This is a genomic window from bacterium, assembly GCA_035549195.1.
Taxonomy (GTDB): Bacteria; Oederibacteriota; Muellerivitia; order Muellerivitales; family Muellerivitaceae; genus DASZRK01.
The window spans coordinates 1-18,178 of the sequence record DASZRK010000040.1; the positions used below are offsets into that span (position 1 = coordinate 1).

At 62.7% G+C, this 18,178-nt stretch carries 12 protein-coding genes and 1 pseudogene; 12 read left to right on the forward strand and 1 reads right to left on the reverse strand.

What is annotated here, in order from left to right; translation table 11 throughout:
* The 9 genes from VHE12_08115 to VHE12_08155 all read left to right on the forward strand — a co-directional run.
* A partial coding sequence (locus tag VHE12_08115) for a hypothetical protein (protein HVZ80748.1) occupies positions 1-325 on the forward strand: 325 nt, incomplete at its 5' end.
* A gap of 45 nt (positions 326-370) precedes the next feature.
* A complete protein-coding gene (locus VHE12_08120; protein HVZ80749.1) occupies positions 371-1,519 on the forward strand; it encodes an NAD-dependent epimerase/dehydratase family protein in 1,149 nt (382 codons plus the stop codon).
* 7 nt (positions 1,520-1,526) lie between these two features.
* The gene (locus tag VHE12_08125) at positions 1,527-2,675 is read left to right on the forward strand and encodes a glycosyltransferase family 4 protein (GenBank protein HVZ80750.1); all 1,149 of its coding nucleotides are present in this window, start codon (positions 1,527-1,529) and stop codon (positions 2,673-2,675) included.
* 103 nt (positions 2,676-2,778) lie between these two features.
* Positions 2,779-6,735, forward strand: a complete 3,957-nt coding sequence (locus VHE12_08130; GenBank protein ID HVZ80751.1) for an autotransporter domain-containing protein — start codon at positions 2,779-2,781, stop codon at positions 6,733-6,735.
* Between the two features lie 47 nt (positions 6,736-6,782).
* Positions 6,783-8,762, forward strand: a complete 1,980-nt coding sequence (locus tag VHE12_08135) for an O-antigen ligase family protein (protein ID HVZ80752.1) — start codon at positions 6,783-6,785, stop codon at positions 8,760-8,762.
* A complete protein-coding gene (locus VHE12_08140) occupies positions 8,759-10,822 on the forward strand; it encodes a DUF2723 domain-containing protein (protein HVZ80753.1) in 2,064 nt (687 codons plus the stop codon). The genes VHE12_08135 and VHE12_08140 overlap by 4 nt, the downstream gene beginning before the upstream one ends.
* An 80-nt stretch (positions 10,823-10,902) precedes the next feature.
* On the forward strand, positions 10,903-11,601 hold the full coding sequence (locus VHE12_08145; protein HVZ80754.1) for a chlorite dismutase family protein: 699 nt from the start codon (positions 10,903-10,905) through the stop codon (positions 11,599-11,601).
* Between the two features lie 43 nt (positions 11,602-11,644).
* Positions 11,645-12,202 carry an RNA polymerase sigma factor gene (locus VHE12_08150; protein HVZ80755.1) on the forward strand — a complete coding sequence of 186 codons (558 nt, stop codon included), beginning with the start codon at positions 11,645-11,647 and terminating at the stop codon, positions 12,200-12,202.
* On the forward strand, positions 12,199-12,882 hold the full coding sequence (locus VHE12_08155; protein ID HVZ80756.1) for an NrsF family protein: 684 nt from the start codon (positions 12,199-12,201) through the stop codon (positions 12,880-12,882). The genes VHE12_08150 and VHE12_08155 overlap by 4 nt, the downstream gene beginning before the upstream one ends.
* A gap of 10 nt (positions 12,883-12,892) precedes the next feature.
* On the opposite strand, the gene VHE12_08160 is transcribed toward VHE12_08155, so the two are convergent.
* Entirely contained in the window at positions 12,893-13,906 is a 1,014-nt protein-coding gene (locus VHE12_08160; GenBank protein ID HVZ80757.1) for a GNAT family N-acetyltransferase, read from the reverse strand.
* Positions 13,907-14,068: 162 nt separating this feature from the next.
* Between VHE12_08160 and VHE12_08165 the strand changes: the two genes are divergently transcribed.
* The 3 genes and pseudogenes from VHE12_08165 to tsf all read left to right on the forward strand — a co-directional run bounded on the left by VHE12_08165 (position 14,069) and on the right by tsf (position 18,164).
* A complete protein-coding gene (locus VHE12_08165; protein HVZ80758.1) occupies positions 14,069-16,348 on the forward strand; it encodes a GH92 family glycosyl hydrolase in 2,280 nt (759 codons plus the stop codon).
* Between the two features lie 239 nt (positions 16,349-16,587).
* A pseudogene (gene rpsB / locus VHE12_08170) lies at positions 16,588-17,256 on the forward strand (30S ribosomal protein S2).
* A 317-nt stretch (positions 17,257-17,573) separates the two neighbouring features.
* Positions 17,574-18,164, forward strand: a complete 591-nt coding sequence (gene tsf, locus VHE12_08175; GenBank protein ID HVZ80759.1) for a translation elongation factor Ts — start codon at positions 17,574-17,576, stop codon at positions 18,162-18,164.
* Positions 18,165-18,178: the final 14 nt, after the last annotated feature.

An 18,178-nucleotide genomic window follows, 5' to 3' on the forward strand; every position in this document is an offset into this window, starting at 1 on the left:
GGGGGCGTCCTACGACGGCATCATCCTGGACCCGCCGCCGATCGCCAAAAGCGTGCACGATCTTCCCCAAGGCCGCACGGCCTTCAAGCGGCTCACGGCCCAGGCCCTGGATATCCTGAACCCGGGCGGCTACCTGGTGGCGGCCAGTTGCTCCCACCATTTCTCCTGGACGGTCCTCGAAGGGGTCGTGCGGGAGGCGGTGGAGGAGACGGGCCGGTCCTTCCGGCTGGTGGAACGGCTGACCCAGCCCCAGGACCATCCCATCGTGTTGTCCATCCCCGAGACGGAGTATCTGCGGGTGCTGGTTTTAGAGGAAATTTCCTGATCCCCATCCGGGGTAAAATGATCTCTCAAGGAGAATAGGGTCCTCATGAAAATTCTCGTCACAGGTGCCGCGGGCTTCATCGGTTCCCACGTCGTGGAACGTCTTTTGAAGGACGGCCATGAGGTGACCGGGGTCGATAATTTCGACGTTTATTATTCCCGCAGCCAAAAAGAGAAGAACCTCATGTCGGTGCTCCTCGATCCCCGCTTCAAGCTGGTGGAGGACAACCTGTCCGAGATGGCCCTGGTGAAGGTGGTCAAGGGCACCGAAGCCATCGTGCACTTGGCCGGCCAGCCCGGCGTACGGGGCTCCTGGGGCTCCTCCTTCAACCGCTATATCGCCAACAACATCCAGACCACCCAAAAGCTCCTGGAGGAATCCAAGGGGAACAAGCTCAAGCGTTTCGTTTATGCCTCTTCCTCGTCGGTCTATGGCGATATCCCCCCCAAGGAAGGCGAGGAAGTGGCCGTCCTGAACGAGGAAATGCGCTGCCGGCCCCGCAGCCCCTATGGGGTCACCAAGCTGGCCGCCGAGAACCTGGTGCAGATCTACCACCAGGAATACAAGATGCCCACGGTCGCCCTGAGGTTCTTCTCGGTCTATGGCCCGGGCCAGCGGCCCGACATGGCCTTCAACCGTTTCTGCCACAGCATCCTCCATGACGCGGCCCTGACCATCTACGGCGACGGCCGCCAGGTGCGTGATTTCACCTATGTGGACGACGTGGTGGAGATCATCGCGGCCTCGGTCACCCACGAGCCCGCCGTGGGTCAAGTGGTCAACGTGGGGGGCGGTTCGCCCTGCACCCTTTTGGAAGCGGTGGCGATCCTGGAAGAGATCAGCGGCAAGACCTGCCCCAAAACCTTCCTGGAACGGCAGAAGGGCGACGTCTTCTCGACCCGGGCCGATACGACCCGTTTGGAACAGGTCTTCGGGACCAAGCCCTTGACCCCCCTGCGGGACGGTTTGCGCCGCCAATGGGAATGGATGGAAAAGTTCGTCCATGCCGAGGACGAGGAGCAATCCATCAAGGCCCAGGTGAAACCGCTGGAAGCGGTTGATGCGTCCGTGCTGGCCGAGGCCAAGGCCGACGAGAAGGCCCATAAGAAGGCCCAGCGCAAGTCCAAGGGTTCCAAGGCCGGGAAGAGCGACCAGATGCCGTTGGGGGAGGGACCCGATCCCCAGGGGACTTGAGGTCCACTTGCCCAAAAAGATGAAGATCGCCCACATCATCACCCGCCTGGAACTGGGCGGAGCCCAGCAGAACACCCTCTATTGCTGCGCCCATCACGACCGTAAAAAGTACGAGGTCCTTCTCATCAGCGGGGAGGGCGGCTACCTGGACGGGGCGGCCCAGAAGATCCCCGGTTGTAAGACCTACTTCCTTCCGGAACTGAAGCACCCCATCCGGCCCTATTGGGACCACCAGGCTTTGCAACGGATCGAAGCCATCCTGCGGGCCGAAAAGGTGGACCTGGTCCACACCCACAGTTCCAAGGCGGGCATCCTGGGCCGCTTGGCCGCCAAGCGGGCGGGGGTGAAGGCCATCCTCCATACGGTCCATGGCTGGGGTTTTTACCCGGGCCAATTCCTTCCGGTGAAATGGCTCTATCAGGCCCTCGAGCGTTGGGCCGCCGGGTTCACCGATGTCCTGATCGCGGTCAGCCGGGAGAATGTGGAAACGGGACTGAAAGCCGGTATCGGACGGCCGGAACAATATCGCGTCATCCACAGCGGCATCGATCCCAAGCTTTACCAGGCCGGCCGGGCGCAGGCGGCCCTGGCCCGCCGTGAGTTCAGGTCCGAAGGCCGCCCCACGGTCCTGGTGCTCTCCAATTTCAAGAAACAAAAATCTCCTTTCGAAGTGGTGGCCGTCGCCGAAAAATTAGCGAAGGAAGTGCCCAAGGCCCTTTTTCTTTGGGCGGGGGATGGTCCCATGATGGGAAAGGTCCGGGCTTCGATCCGGTCCAAAGGGTTGGAGGACAACTTCCGCTTGTTGGGTTGGCGGGAGGATGTGGGGGCCCTGTTGGGGGCTTGCGATGTCCTTCTCCTGACCTCCCTTTATGAAGGCTTGCCCCGGGTGGTCCTGCAGGCCATGGCGGCGGGGAAGCCCGTGGTGGCCACCGCGGTCTCGGGCACGCCCGAGGCGGTCCGCCATGGGATCACAGGTTTCCTCCATGCACCGGGTGAGCCGGGGGCCATGGCGGTCAGTTTATCGTTGCTCCTCAAGGACCCGGCCAAAGCCCGCAAGATGGGCCAAGCCGGGAAGCGGGCCCTAAAAGGCACATTTTTGATCCGGGAAATGCTCAAGGAAATCGAAGGGAACTATCGGCGGGTTTTCCTGCCCTGAACCAGGCCTTTTTCCTCTTCCCTTCCGCCCCACAGGGCTGTTGAGGGTAAAATATCCGGGCCGCCCATTCCCGCCCTTGAGGTCCCCTTTGAACCCAGTTTCCTTGAATCGTTCCTGGTCCATCCTCCTGGCGGGACTCTTGTCCCTGTCCGCCGGGTTCCTTCAAGCCCAATCGGTCTTCACCGTGACCACCAGTGCCGGGGACCAAAGCGCCAATTCGCTCGGATGGGCGGTCACTTCCCTCAACGCGGCCGGGGACGGCGCCATCAGTATCGATAACGGTTCGGCGAACGTGACCCTTACCCAGCCCCTCCCGGTCCTGGGTTCCTCCAATGTCACCCTCCAAGGCGATCCGCTGAACCTCTTCGGGCAGAACAGCGCCCAAAGCCAGTTCCTGGTCCAGGGGGCCCTCAATCAGCAGGACCATTTCTTCTTCCAGGATACGGGAACCTCGGGATCCGGTCTCGACATGTCAGTGACCGCCGGCTCTTGGGTCCAGAACGGCAGTTATTTCACGAACCTCTGGGCGGGAAGCGTGACCGATACCACTCTTTCGGGGGGATCGGGTTTTACCGCGGGTGACGGCGGCAATAACGGGGTCACGATCGGTTTTCTCACGGTCAACAATGGCTGGGTCATCAAGGGCGGCGCTGGGGGCGCGGTGACCGACACGAGTGGTTCCAATGACATGGGCGGCAACGGAGGGAACGCTTATCTAACAGGGACTTCTTTGGTCATGGCAGGGAGCATCTTTCAGGTCCTGGGGGGCAACGGTGGGTCGGTGACCGACCTGGGGAGCGGGACGGGCCATCAGGGAGGGGACGGGGGGTCGGCCTCGGTCTCTTATGGTTTCGTGAACAGCGGGCCTTTCGGCAACTTCTATGTCCAGGCCGGCGATGGCGGGTCCGCCTTGACCGCGGGTAACGGTGGCGCGGCCACGGCCCTGGTCGGGACCCTGGGGTTGACGCAGGGATTCAACGTCCTGGGCGGCCAGGGCGGGAATGGTCCCAGCCTTTCCGGGAACGGTGGTTCGGCTTTCGCCTCGATCGGTTCTTTCATCGGGACCGGTGGTTCCAACCTCAAGATCGCGGGAGGCAACGGAGGTGGGGCGGTCAATTCGGCCGGCCAGGGTGGGAACGCCACATTGGCCGGCGGGAGCATCACCATCAACGGCCCCGGTTCGAGTTTCCAGGTACTGGGCGGCAATGGGGGGAATTTGGCTCCCTTGGCCTCGGGCCCGGGCGGTGACGGCGGGAACGGTGGTTCGGCCTCGGTCTCCCTGACGGATCTCGAGATCCTGTCCGCTTCCACTTTCAAGGTCCTGGGTGGCGCGGGCGGTTCAGGCTCCTCGGGAGCGGGAATAGGCGATGGAGGCGCGGGCGGCGATACCACCTTCCATCTCGGGACCTTGGCCGTCGGCACCAACACCATCCTGTCCTTATCCAGCGGGTTCGGCGGGGTCGGGGGAACGGCCAATAGCGGCGGGACCGGCGGAGCGGGAGGGAACGGCGGCGACCTATCCGTGACCTTGGGAAGCCTGGCCTTGGGAACGGGTTCCAACCTGAACCTGACGGGCGGCACAGGCGGGGGCGGTGGGGCGGTGGCCTCCGGCGGAACGGGCGGTGACGGAGGGTCGGGCGGGAACGTTACCCTTTCGGTGGGTTCGGTCACGCTGGCTTCGGGCAACGTCCTCAATATTTCCGGCGGCGCCGGTGGTTCGGGCGGTTTGGCCGGCACCAGCGGGAGCGCGGGGGCGAACGGCCAGGCTTTCGCCACCATCGGGAACTTGGACGGGTCGGGAAGCGTGAACATGGGCGGCAGCGCCGTCCTGCAAATATCCCAAGGGCTTTTCACGGGCACTCTGACGGGTTCGGAGAACCTCCAAAAGACCTCCGGGGCCACCCTTGTGCTGGGCGGCGCCAATAGTTATGGCGGGGGGACCTCGGTCTTGGCCGGGACCCTGGCGGTCGACACGGGAGGAACCCTGGGAGTGGGGATCGTCCAAGTGGGGAGTGGGTCGCTCCTGACCTACCTGAATTCGGCCAATGCCTCGGCCACGACCATCGTGAACAACGCGGGGGCTTCCTTGGTCTTCGCCAACTCCTCCAGCGCAGGAACGGCCTCAGTGACCAACAACTCGATCCTGGCCTTCACGGGGACTTCGACGGCGGGGTCCGCCCAGGTGGTGGACGCCGCCGGGGCCACGGTCCTTTTCACGGGAAGCGCTTCCGGCGGGACGGCCGCTTTCAACCTGCTTTCCAGCGGCACCCAGGGCATCCTGAACATCGGTGGCGCCACGGGGACCGTGACCATCGGGTCCTTGACGGGGACGGGGGATGTCCTTTTGGGGACCGGAACCCTGGCCATCGGCTCCAATGGACAAAGCACCACTTTTGCGGGTCTCTTCCAACAATTGGGGTCGGTCGCCAAGGTGGGGACGGGGAACCTGGTCCTCACCGCCGCCAGCACCTTCACCGGTGGCACCTCCATCCTGGGAGGGACCCTGAGCCTGGGGTCCGCGAACGCCTTGGGAGGTGGAAATGTCTACAACGCAGCTCAATTGCGGACGACGGGCGGGCCCCTGACCGTCCAACTGGGCGCCGACTATACCCAGACGGCTTCGGGGACCTTGAACATGGGATTGGGCGGGTCCGGCATTTCTTCTTTCGACAAGATGACCGTCATTGGCGACATGTCCCTGGATGGGACCTTGTCCCTCTTTTCCTATGGTGGTTTGACGGCCGCGCCCATTGGGAACGCGGTCCTGCTCCTCGCCTCCGGTGGAACGGTCTCGGGCGAGTTTCAGGATGTGGTGGAGAACCTGAGCGCCGGGATCCGCCTGCTCCCCATCTATCTTTCCAACGCGGTGGAGCTCCTTTCCATCAATCCATCCTTCCGGACCGCGGCCCTCACCCCCAATCAGGCGGCCATCGGGGAGGACCTAGACCAGGTGGTCTTCAAGCCCCAGTTGAACGGCCTGATGTCTTTCCTGGGGACCTTGGCGGACCCGGACCTTCGCACCGCCCTGACCGAATTGTCGCCCGAGGATCTTGTCTCCCTTTATTCGATCGGGTTCCAGGGCGCGGCCGCCCGCTTCGACGCGGTAAGCCACCGTCTGGAGCAATTGCGGCAGGATGTGGATGGGACCCTTTGGCTGCCCGGGTTTTCCTGGAATGGGGAAACCCTTTTCGCCGCCAACCTGCCGGCCACCCGGGAAAGGGCCTTGGCCGGCAAGAACCGTGAGGAATGGAGCGGCTTCGTCGCCGCCAATGGAGGCCTTTACCAGGTGGACGCCGACGCCAACGCCTCCGGCTACAAGACCACTTCCTTCGGCTTGACCGCGGCGGGGCTCGATATTCGCCTGTCCCGGGAGGCCGCCGCCGGATTCCTTTTGAGCTATCAGCATGGCGATGTGACCTTCGGGTCCGGCGGCACCCTGGCCGATGACGAGGTCCAGGGCGGGGTCTATGGCATGGTCTATTCGGAGGGGTTCTACGCCGAGGGATTGGCCGAGGGTGGGCTCCACAACTACCGCACCAAGAGGACCGGCTACAACGGGATCGCGACCGGCACCCCCCAAGGGACCCAGTTCGACGGGGCCCTGGAACTGGGCTACGCCATCGATATGAAGCAGGTCCATTTGGGTCCCTATGGCGCCCTGCAATATACCTTGGTACAGGTGAACGCCTTCAGCGAGTCCGGCTCCCAGGCGCCCCTGACCTATCCCTCCCAATCCAATGATTCGTTGCTCGGCCAGGCCGGTTTACAGGCCAGCGGGGATCTCAAACTGGCGGGAGGCGCTGTCCTGACGCCGGGGATCAAGGTCGGCTACGAGCACGAGTTCGACTATCAGGGTGGCACCTTCCAGGCGGGGATGGGGACGGGCGACGTCTTCACCGTCGCCGGTCCCGTGGTCGGCAAGGATGGGTTCCTGGCTTCGGCGGGCGCGGACCTGACGGTCCACAAGGACCTGCGGTTCTTCGCTGATTACCAGGGCCAGTTCGGCCGCGCGGGCCTGAGTTCCCACCAGGTGGACCTGGGGAGCCGCATCGGCTTTTGAGCATTTCTTCCCTCGCCCGTCCCAAGGGAGCCCTTTAGAATAAGGGCATGGCATCCTCCGCATCGCGAACGGCCCCCAAGGCCCCGACCCTTGGGATCGGGGGCCTTTTTCTCTTCCTCCTTCCTCTGGTCACCTTGGTGCCCTACGGCCCCATGCCTCTTTGGCTGACCCAGGACTTCCTTCTTCGCTGGGCCGCGGCCCTCTTTTTCATCGTCGTCATGGCCCACGCCCTGAAGGGCGTGAAAAGCCCTTTCCAGGTCCAGTTGGATTCCGCCGATATCCTCCTTTTTCTCCTCGCCGTCTGGGTGCTTTTGGCCGCTTTGACCTCGGCGACATCCTTCCAGGCTTTTTATTCCTTCCGCGGCTTCCTGGCCCTGTTGCTCTTCTGGTCCGGCCTGCGGCTCCTGTGGAGCGAAAAGCCCTGGATCTTCGAGCGGTTCGAGTGGCTCTTCTTCGGGACCGCCCTGGTGGCCGCCCTTTTCGTCCTGGCGGACGTGGTCGGCACCAACTTGCATCTGCTCCACATCGACGCCTTGAACCTCCTGCGGCAAGGGACCTTTCCGAACCAGAACATCGCGGCAGGCTATCTCGGCATGGCGCTCCTTTGGGGGGCCTACCAAAAACTCCATGGGCGCCGGGTGCCTTGGTGGACCCTGGGTTTCCTCTTGGTCGTTTGGGGCTTGACCGAAAGCCGGGGGGCCTTCGCGGCCATGACCCTGGCGGTGGTGCTTTATCTCGTCCTGAACATGCGGGAGGTGGAACAGCACTTGGTCCGCTGGAAAATGAAACAATGGTCCATCTTCGGGGGCGCGGTCCTTTTCTTAGGGGCCTCGGTGTCGTTGATGGTGAACCGTCTCTTGAACGGGGATGCCATCGACCCCCGCGCCTATTTCCGGCTGGATGTCTGGCTCAGCACCCTGAAGATGATCAAGGCCCAGCCCCTCTTCGGTTTCGGCCCCGGGACCTACGGGGATGTCTATCCTTATTTCCGTCCGGCCAGCCTTTGGAACACCTCCAACCCCTTCGCCCATAACGAGTTCCTGCAGGTGGCCGCCGAATGCGGTCTGCCGGCGCTCCTGCTGGTGCTGTTGCTTTTGGCGGTCCTGTTGGCGGCCTTCCGGCCCTCCGGGGGGGCCCGCCCCACCCACCGGCTCCTGACCTCCCGGGGCTCGACGGCCGAGTTCACCTTCTACCTCCTCGTTTTCGAGGCCCTCCACAATTGCGTGGACTTCACTTTCCACGAATGGTCCCACCGGCTGATCCTGCTGGGCTTCGTCACCTTCGCCCTGCGGGAGAAGGGGGCGGTCGAACCCATGTCGGCGGACCTGAAGTTCGCTCCCCTGCCCTTCTGGGGAATGACCACGGCCGCTTTCCTTTTCGTGTCCTGGGCCCTGGGGGTGGGCACGGTGCGGGACGGCCTCTCGCGCCTTTACGACCTCAGGAGCGTCCTCGCCCAGAACCGGGGGGATTGGGCGGGGGCCGAAGACTTCGCCCGGCGGAGCCTGGCCTTCCGGCCGAACAACGACGATCCCTGGAATTCCCTGGGAGCGGTGGAAGTCTATCGGGGCCTCTCGGCCAAGGACCATGACGAAAGGGAAAAATTCTTCAACGAAGCCGACGAGGATTTCCAGACGGCCCTCCATTACTCGCCCTATACCGAGGAGCCCAAGACCAACCGCATCCAAAGCCTGCTCCAGCGGGGGCGTTGGTCCCAGGCCCTGGAACTTCAGAAAAAATTGGTCGCGGAAGGCCCGCGGGTGCCCACCCATTTCACCGAACTGGCCCGGATCCTCACCCGCCTGGGTCGGGCCAAGGAAGCGGTGGGGCCCGCCCAACAGGCCATCGACCAATTCCCCTATTTCCTCCCGGCCTATTTCGCCAAGGCCCAGGCCTTGGAAGCTTTGGGCCGCCGGACCGAGGCCCTGCACACCTATGAGGATGCCCGGCAAATGCTCAAGAACATCGATCAAGAGGACCCCTCGGGCCAGGTCCAACCGAACATCGACCGGTTGCAGGGCCACCCTTGAGGTCGAAAGCCGCGAACTCCCCCAGGGCTTGGCCCTGGGTCCTCCCGCTTTTCACGGGGCTCGTCCTGCTGAATTCCTTCCTCGTTTCCCCCTTCATCGGCTGGTATGACACGGGTGAGATGGTGGGGACCACGGTCTGCCTCGGCATCTCCCACCCTTCGGGCCAGGTCCTTTTCCACCTCCTGGGCAAGGTCTTTCTTCTTCTCCCTTGGGGAACACCGGCCTGGAAGCTGGCCTTCCTTTCCGCGGTGCTCTCGTCCCTGGCTTCCTGTCTTTTCTTCCTGGTGGGGTCGCGGCTGATGGCCCTTTCCCGGGGACCTTTGAGCGGATGGACGCGTTCCCATCTCCTTTTATTGACCCTTTGCTGGAGCCTGAGCCTGCCCTGGTGGCGCTATTCCTTGACGCCCCTGGTCTATGCCCTCCATATCCTCTTGGGCACGTTGCTGGTCTGGGTATTGGGGCTCCCAAGGCCGGGAAAGTGGTACTTGGCCGCCCTAGTGATGGGGACGGCCACGGTCTTCCGCCCGACCCAATTCTTCGCCCTGCCCTTCGTGGGACTGCTTTTCCTGTGGGAATGGTGGGGGAGGAAGGACCGTTCCTTCGCGCAGTTCCTCCGGCTGGCCCCCTTCTTCGCCTTGGGCCGAAGCACCGCCCTTTATCTGCCTTTGCGCTCGGCCCTGCATCCACCGATCGCTTTCGGGCCCGTGGCGACCCCCCTGGAATGGTTCCGCCATGTATTCGCCCTGAAGTTCTCCAAATTCGTGGGGACGGTGACCCTGGATTCCATCGCCTCCACCCTCAAGCAGATGGCGTTGCACGCCTGGAACGACCTGACGCTTTTTGGGGTCCTCTTGCTGCTCGCCGGTCTCTTTCTCCTCTTCTCCCGCCGGGATAGGGTGCCGGGATTCCTCTGGGTGGCCCTGGGATGGGGAGGACTTGAAGGGCTCTTCGTCTTCACGATCCCTTATCCCACCTTCGAGTCCCACCAGACCCTTTTGGGATGGGTCTTCGCCGGCTGGTTGGCCTGCCTGGGCCTGGGATGGTTGGAAGGGCTGGGGTCGAAGGGGTCCTGGGGTTCCTTCGCGGCCAAGCTCCTTCTCCCCGCCTTCCTCCTGGCCCAATTGACCAACGCACCGGCGCTTTGGGAGAAAAAGAAAGAAAGGGGCGCGCAGGATTACGCCCAGGACCTCCTGACCATCCTGGAGCCCAAGGCCCTCTACGTGCCCACGGAGGAGAACGAATATTTCCCGGTGGTGGGCTACCAGCAATCCTTCGGTTTCCGGGGAGATGTGGAAGTGTTGGAGCCGGGAACCGCTCCCGACCGGGTCAGGCCCAGGATCGAGGAAGCGCTCCGCGAGGGAAGGCCCCTTTACGTCACACGGACCTGGGCCTTGCCGCCCCCATGGGGTTATCAGCCTTGGGGTCCGCTCTTGAAGGTCGTTCCGGCAGGCATGCGCGCCCCGGTGCTTCCCGCGCCCAAGACCGTGCCTTTGGCTTCCTGGGGCGGATTGGACCTGGTGGGCGTCGGGATCGTGCCCCAAAGGGTCAAGGCCGGGGGGATCGTGGAGATCCATTACCAATGGGTGAGGCGCCGGCCTTCCCCCCAGGACCGCACGGACCTGGTCGTCGGGCTCTTCATCGACCGGCATGGGAGCTATTGGATGAAGAACGGCAATTTCTGGTTCCACGACCTGCATGAGCCGGCGGGTGAGGGCTTTGCCGCGATCCGCCCCGGCACCTTGCGGGAAGAAAAACGCGTCCTGTTCATTCCCTCGGATTTCCCGCCGGGCGATTACGCCTTTTCCATCGGCCTTCAAAGGGTCCTTCCGCCCAAGGAACAGGGCCAGGAGGCCTTCGACAAGGAATTCTATGAACGGACCGCCGCCCAGGACCTGGACAAGTTCATGGGCCGGGGGGAGGGGGGCGCGGTGGTCCAATTCTCCATGGACAACTCCCGCGCCTGGAAAGACGCCCTTTGGCCGGCCACGAGGACGCGCTATCCCATTGCCGATCCGCGTTTTGTCCCCGCCTCGGTCCTGACCATCGAGCCCAACGACTGAGCCGCTCCGGCCATTAGGGTTTTGAATTCCCGGTCGCCTGCCCTACAATACGGCCTCCAAAAAAAATCCCGAGGTTTCCCATGGCCGAACCCATGAAGCGCCAATTCGTTTCCTTCGCCTTCTACAAACTAAGCGAGGATTTCCAAAAGCTCCCCGCCGCCGAGAAGGAGAAAGCCAAAAAGTCGTTCCTGGAGGCGGCCGAAAGCTTCAAGAAGGACGGGATCCTGCTCTCCTATTCGACCTTGGGCTTCCGCGCCGACGTGGACCTGATGCTCTGGCGCATCAGCTATGACCTGGACGTCATCCAGGCCCAAAGTTCCGCGCTGGCCAAGAGCGCCCTGGGACCCTATCTCAAGACCCCGGCCTCCTATCTTTCCATGACCAAACGAAGCACCTACATCGACAAGCACCAGCATGTGGGCGGGAGCGAGGAATCGCGCACCAATATCTACCCCGGCCGGTTCAAGTACATCTTCATCTATCCCTTCGTGAAGACCCGGGAATGGTACCTGCTCTCCAAGGAAGCCCGCCAAAGGGTCATGGACGAACATATCCGGGTGGGGAACATGTACCCTTCAGTGAAGTTGAACACCACTTATTCTTTCGGCCTGGACGACCAGGATTTCGTGGTCGCCTTCGAGACCGACCTGCCCGGGGATTTCCTGGACCTGGTCATGGCCCTGCGGGAGACCGAGGGGTCCAAATACACCGTCCGGGATACCCCCATCTACACCTGCCGGCTCATGGAACTGAAGGAAGCCCTCGACCTGTTGGGTTGAGGTAACCTTCCCACCCCCCGGGCCGTAACGCCAAGGAGCCCATTTGAAAGCCAGTCCTTCCCAATGGCGGTCCTGGGCCGAGATGATGAAAAGGGTCCAGGCGGGCGACGAGGAAGCCTACCGGACCCTTCTCGATGAGATCGGCCCCCTGCTTTACGGCTATGTGCGGCGCCGGGTGTTCCGGAAGTCCCTGGTGGACGACGTCTACCAGGAAGTGCTCTTCACCTTCCACCGGGCCCGCCACAGCTACATGACGGACCGGCCCTTCGCCCCCTGGCTCTTCACCCTGGCCCACCACGCCTTTTTGGACGCCATTGGCCGCGACCGGAAATTCGCCGAACGGGAACTGCAGGTGGAATCCCTTCCCGAGGCGCCGGCCCGGGAAAAAGAGGACGGGGAACTGGGGGACGAGCTCCAGGGAGCCCTGGCCCAATTGCCCGAGACCCTGCGGGTCCCGGTGGTGATGCTGAAGCTGGAGGGACGCACCGCCGAGGAAGGGGCGAAGTCCTTGGGGATCTCCCTGAGCGCCTTCAAGGTGAGGGCCCACCGGGGTTACGCCCGATTGAAACAGATCCTTTTGAAGGAACGGTTGGACCGATGAAGAAGAAAAAGAAACCCTCGTTCCCCATGCCCGCCGCCCACCGGAAACTGGTGGACCGCCTGTCCCGCGACCTGAAGCCCGTCCCCCCGCCGGTTTCCCTGACCTTCCAATGGATGGTCTGGGCCATCCTCAACATCGCCCTGCTCGGGCTTTTCCTGGCCCAGTTCCATCTTCGAAGCGACCTGGGGGCCCTTTCCTTTTGGGGGGCCATCCTGCTCATGCTCGTCGGGGCGGGTTTGGCGGCCTATGGGGCCCTGGAGGCCGGGGTTCCGGGCGAGGAGGGACGGGGCCGGTGGAAATTCTGGGCGGCAGTTTTCGCCTGGGGATGCGCCCTGGCCTGGACCTTCCTAGCCTTGCCGGGCGAATGGAAGGTCTATACCCCCGTTCTTTCCCCCGATTCCTGCTTCGCGGTGGTCCTGGAGATGGGAGTTCTTTTCGGGGCCATCCTTTTCTTCTTCCTCAAGAAGACCGCGCCTTTGCGGCCTTTCCGGGCGGGACTTTGGGCGGGGGCTTCGGCCTTCCTGATGGGGCTTGCCGCGGTCAGCCTGCATTGCCCGAGCGGGAACCTGTTCCATATCCTGATGGAACATTTCCTGCCGGTCCTGGTCTATGCCTTCTTGGTGGCCTTGCTCACGGCGGGGTGGCTTTCCAAATGGCGGAAGAAACCCCTCTCGAATTGAAAGGAGAAGGTCAGATCCGGTAAAGCTGATACCGCATGCCCACCCACTTGGCCCGGAAGCCGGTCTGCTGCTCCTTAAGGCTCTTGGGGACCATGGGCGGATCGGTCAGCACGAAATTGACCGGCAGGAAGTAGGCGGGGGTCGGGGTCAATAACCAGAGCTTGTCATTGAGGATGACCTTCCCCTCGGTCAATTTCTTGCGTTTCAAGGGGCTGGTCCATTGGTCGCAGGCGTATTCCACCATGGCATGCCCCAGTCCCTTTCCCCGGAAAAGGGGATCCACGGTCAATCCGGTCAATTCGGCGCAGTCATCGTGGCTGGTGATGCCCACCGTCCCGGAGGACAACCCCTGGACCTCGGCGATCCACCAGAAGGTCCGGCTGGGGTCCGCTACCGCGATCTTGTTGGCCAGCAGCGAATGGGCGATGCCGGGCATGTCCTTGGGGCCGCCCTCCCGCAGGCTCAAGGGATTGTCCAGGGCCCATAAGGTGGCGGCCGTCAGATCGCCCCGGTAGATGAGCCCCCCGTTCCCGGTCTCCTTGAGCATGGTCACCATGGATTGCAGGTGTTCCCGTCCCACCCATTTGGTGTCCCGGACCTCCTTGAGGTCCGTGGGTTTGAGCTGGGTGTCCTTCGTGGTGGCGTGGAAGACGTAGGTGTCCCAGGTGGCCACTTCCTTCTCGAAGCTGATGTCCAGCGTCACGTGGAGCAGGAACCGCTTGAGTTCGCATCGAAGTCCGGTCTCCTCCATGGCTTCCCGAAGGGCGCCTTGGACGAAATCCTCGCCCGGGTGCACACCGCCCGAGGGGGAGCGGAAGATGCCGGGGGGATAGCTGTGCTTGCTCATGAGGGCGAAGCGGCCGTCGGGACCCTCGATGAGGAGGGTCACATCGTGGGTGCGTTTTTGGGAGAGGCTCTTTTGGACCAGGTTCCAACCGGCACGGTCGAATTCCTGGGTCATCCATTGGTGATAGGGGTATCCGAAGCGGGCGCGGATGGAGGATAATTGGGGCCGCAAGTGCAAGAGGGCTCTCCCCGAAGGAATTCCGGCTCGAACTAGGGACGAATAATGATCTTAGGCACCCGCCGTCCGGGCGCTTTCCAAAGGGGCGACGCCCCCGGCGGGAAGTTCCGGACCTCTGACCGACCTGAAACGCCGATTCATTTTAAGCCCCCCTCCCGGCGATTGGGAAAGAAAAACCTGGCCAGCAGGTCCCTCGCCCTTTTGTTGAACGTTCTGGTGATCGTTCCGGCTTGTCTTCTCGCGGCCCCGGCCCCGGTCTGCGACCGCGTGGATCCCTTCATCGGCACCGCGAACGGGGGCAACACTTTTCCCGGCGCCCTGGTGCCCTGGGGCATGGTCTCCGTTTCACCGCACAACGATCCCCAAGCGCCGTCGGGTTATGTTCAGGGCCGTCCGTTCCTTTATGGGTTCGGGCAACTCCACTTGAGCGGAACGGGATGTCCCGACCTGGGGAACGTCCTTTTGACGGCCAACGTGGGTCCGGTCCGACCGGGCGCGTCGAACTGGGGAACGGCTTATGGCGGGGAAATGGCGTCGCCCGGTTATTATTCGGTCCTGTTGAAGGACAGCGGCATCCAGGTCCAGGCGACGGCCACCGAAAGGGTGGGATTGCTCCTTTTCAGTTTCCCGGCCCGCAAGGGCGACGCCAACATCCTTTTGGACGCGGGCCACCGCTTGACCACCGATCCGGTCACCCTGAAAAGCCCGACCTTCGAGTCGAGCGTCAAGGTGGTCTCGCCCACCCTGGTCGAGGGTTATTCGGAAAGCGGCGATTTTTGCAGCGTTTATTCCGGCAACAAGCAGCGGATCTATTTTTGTGTCCAGTTCAGCAAGGCGGCCCAGTCCTTCGAGACCTGGAGCGGGGAACGGATGGGAGGGGATCAGGAACGGACCGGGCCTTCAACGGGCGCCGTCTTCCATTTTTCCACCGCCGCCCAGGAGCCCGTCCTGGCCAAGGTGGGGATCTCTTTCGTGAGCGTGGAGAACGCCGAACTCAACCTCCAGACCGAATGCCCCGGATGGGATTTCGAGGGGGTCCGCGCCCAGGCCCGCCAAAAATGGGAGAAGGAACTCTCCGAATTCCAGATCACCGGGGGCACCCCCCGGCAGCTGCGCATCTTCTACACGGCCCTTTACCACTCCCTGATCCACCCCAGCCTCTTTTCCGACGTGAACGGGCAATATCCGTCCATGGGCCACAAGGGGGTCAAGGTCGCCGACGGCTACAATCGTTACCACATCTTCTCCCTCTGGGACACCTACCGGAACCTCCACCCCTTTTTGGGCCTTTTCTATCCCACGCGGGCCTTGGATATGGTCAAAAGCCTCGTTGCCATGCAGCAGGAAAGCGGCTGGCTGCCGAAATGGGAACTGGCGGGCAACGAGACCAGCGTCATGGTGGGGTGTCCGGCCGTACCGGTGATCCTGGACGCCTTCCGGCAAGGGCTCAAGCGTTTCGACCAGGACGCGGCCTATCAGGCGATGGCGAAGAGCCTGGACCCGGAGGGGAACAAGACCTATGGGGGGCTTCGGTCCCTTTTGAAGTTCGGCTATATCCCCAAGGACGATGATTCGGGGGACTGGATCTGGGGCTCGGTCTCCACGGGCCTGGAGTATTCCTATGCCTATTGGTGCCTGGCCCAAATGGCCAAGGACCTGGGACATGACGAGGACTCGAAGGGTTACATGGTCCTTTCGGGCGATTACCGCAACTATTACAACCCGGCCACCGGGTTCCTGCAGGCACGCAAAAGGGACGGGAGTTGGATCGCGCCCTTCGATCCCCAGGCCTCCTGTTGCGACCAGAGCTGGCCGGGCAACGGCGGGCCGGGTTACGTGGAGGGGACGGCCTGGCAATATCTTTTCTACGCCCCCCAGGACCTGGACGGCCTGCAGATGCTCTTGGGCGGGCCCGAGGCCTTCGTGGCCAGGCTCCAGGAATGCTTCGAGAAGGGCCATTACGATGCCGCCAACGAGCCCGACCTTTCCTGGCCCTATCTTTTCGATTCCGTCCCGGGCGAAGCCTGGCGGACCCAGCAACAGGTCCGGGCCCTGATGGAAAGTTCCTATAAGGACACGCCCGACGGCATCCCGGGCAACGACGATTGCGGGACCATGTCGGCTTGGTACCTCTTTTCCGCGCTCGGGTTCTATCCGGTCTGTCCGGGCAGCGATCGGTATTTCCTGGGAAGCCCCCTCTTCCAACAGGTGGACATCCATTTGAACAACCGCGTCTATCCGGGCGCGCGGCTGGTCCTCAAGACCATCAACGGGTCACCCCGGAACGTCTATGTGCACTCGGTGCGGAAGGACGGGATGGAATACAAAAAATCCTGGATCGGCCATGAGGACCTGGTCTATGGAAGGACCCTGGTCTTCCAGATGACGGGGGAACCACCCCATGGGTTGTTGGCGCCCCCCACGCCTGGCCCAACCCCTTAAATGAGCCTTGTTTTTAAGGTCCCGGGCCCTTGTGACCCCATAAACCCCATGCTATAACTACACGGCTTTCGGACCTTGTTTCCCCGAAGCGGGATGGCCTTCGGGCCTCCCATCTCTCACGCTTCACCCAAGTCCTTTTCAGTGGCCCCGAGCGCGTTCTTTGCGGTCGAGGGGTTGGGAAAGGGCCCGCGGAACGCGCGGTCGGTGGAAGCGGTGGAATAACTTAAAGGAGCCGCATCATGATGTCCGTTTCGATGAAGCAGTTGTTGGAAGCTGGGGTGCATTTCGGCCACCAGACCCGCCGTTGGAATCCCAAAATGGCCCTCTATATCTTCGGGGAGCGCAATGGGATCCATATCATCGACCTCCAAAAGACCGTCAAGAAACTCAAGGAAGCTTACCAGTTCGTAAAGGACCTGGCCGCTTCCGGTGAGACCATCGTCTTCGTCGGCACCAAGAAACAGGCCCAGGACGCCATCAAGGAAGAGGCGGAGCGCTGCGGCATGCCCTACGTCAACTACCGCTGGCTGGGCGGCATGTTGACCAATTTCACCACCATCAAGAAGTCCATCGGCTACCTGAAGGAGCTGGAGAGCATCTCCGAGCAGGAGATGAACGAGCGCACCAAGAAGGAACAGGCCGGCCTGAACAAGGACAAGCAGAAACTGAGCCGGTCCCTGGGCGGCATCAAGAACGTCAACAAGCTGCCGGGCGCCATCTTCGTCATCGACACCAAGAAGGAACACATCGCCGTGCAGGAAGCCCGCAAACTGGGCATTCCCGTCGTGGCGGTGGTGGACACCAACTGCGACCCGGGCGAGATCGACGTGGTCATCCCGGGCAACGACGACGCCATCCGCGCCGTCAAGCTCATGACCTCGGTCATGGCCTCGGCCGTGCTCGAGGGCCGTTCCAAGGAACTGGAAGGCCGTGAGGTCTCCGCCGAAGGCGGCGTGGGCCCCTCCGAAGTGGGCGAGGAGATGCTGGCGGCGGCCGAACAAGCCCCGGCGACGGAAGAAGGCGCCACTCCCGAGGAACAAAAGGAAGAGTCCGAGCTCCTGGTGGCGAACGTCGAAACCCTGGCCGGCGACGCCGAGACGGTCTCGGTCCTGGCCGACGAACTGGCCAACGAGAAGGTGGAGCGCATCCGCACCAAGCGGGTCCGCGACGATAAACCGGCCCATTAAGACCCCCAGGGCCCAACCCCGATCAAAGGAACCATGACATGGAGATCACCGCTTCTGCCGTGAAGGACCTGCGCGAGAAGACCGGCGCGGGCATGATGGACTGCAAGAAGGCCCTGGCGGAGACCAAGGGCGATTTCGAGAAGGCTGTGGTGTGGCTGCGGGAGAAGGGCATGGCCCAAGTGGCCAAGCGCTCGGGCCGCAGCGCCAATCAGGGCGTCATCGGCAGCTACATCCATAGCGGCAAGGTGGGTGTGCTGGTGGAGGTGAACTGCGAGACCGATTTCGTGTCCGCCACCGACGATTTCCAGTCCCTGGCCAAGGAACTGGCCATGCAGGTCGCCGCTTCCGTGCCCAAGTACGTGAGCCGTGACGAGGTCCCGGCCGACGAGGTGGAGAAGGAAAAGGCCATCTATATGAACGAGGCCAAGCAGTCGGGGAAGCCCGAAGCGGTGCAGGCCAAGATCGCCGAAGGGAAGATCGAGAGCTACTACAAGCAGGTCTGCCTGATGGACCAGCCCTACATCCGTGAGCCCAAGAAGAGCGTGAAGGATTACGTCACCGAAGTGGCCGCCAAGCTGGGTGAGAACGTGGTGATCCGCCGCTTCAGCCGCATGCAGCTGGGGGAATAGTCCCCGGTTGCTCT

What these genes read in the sequence shown, in the direction of transcription:
- VHE12_08120 (HVZ80749.1), top strand. Translation starts at nt 371, where the DNA reads ATGAAAATTCTCGTCACAGGTGCCGCGGGCTTCATCGGTTCCCACGTC.
- VHE12_08135 (HVZ80752.1), top strand. Translation starts at nt 6,783, where the DNA reads ATGGCATCCTCCGCATCGCGAACGGCCCCCAAGGCCCCGACCCTTGGG.
- VHE12_08145 (HVZ80754.1), top strand. Translation starts at nt 10,903, where the DNA reads ATGGCCGAACCCATGAAGCGCCAATTCGTTTCCTTCGCCTTCTACAAA.
- VHE12_08155 (HVZ80756.1), top strand. Translation starts at nt 12,199, where the DNA reads ATGAAGAAGAAAAAGAAACCCTCGTTCCCCATGCCCGCCGCCCACCGG.
- tsf (HVZ80759.1), top strand. Translation starts at nt 17,574, where the DNA reads ATGGAGATCACCGCTTCTGCCGTGAAGGACCTGCGCGAGAAGACCGGC.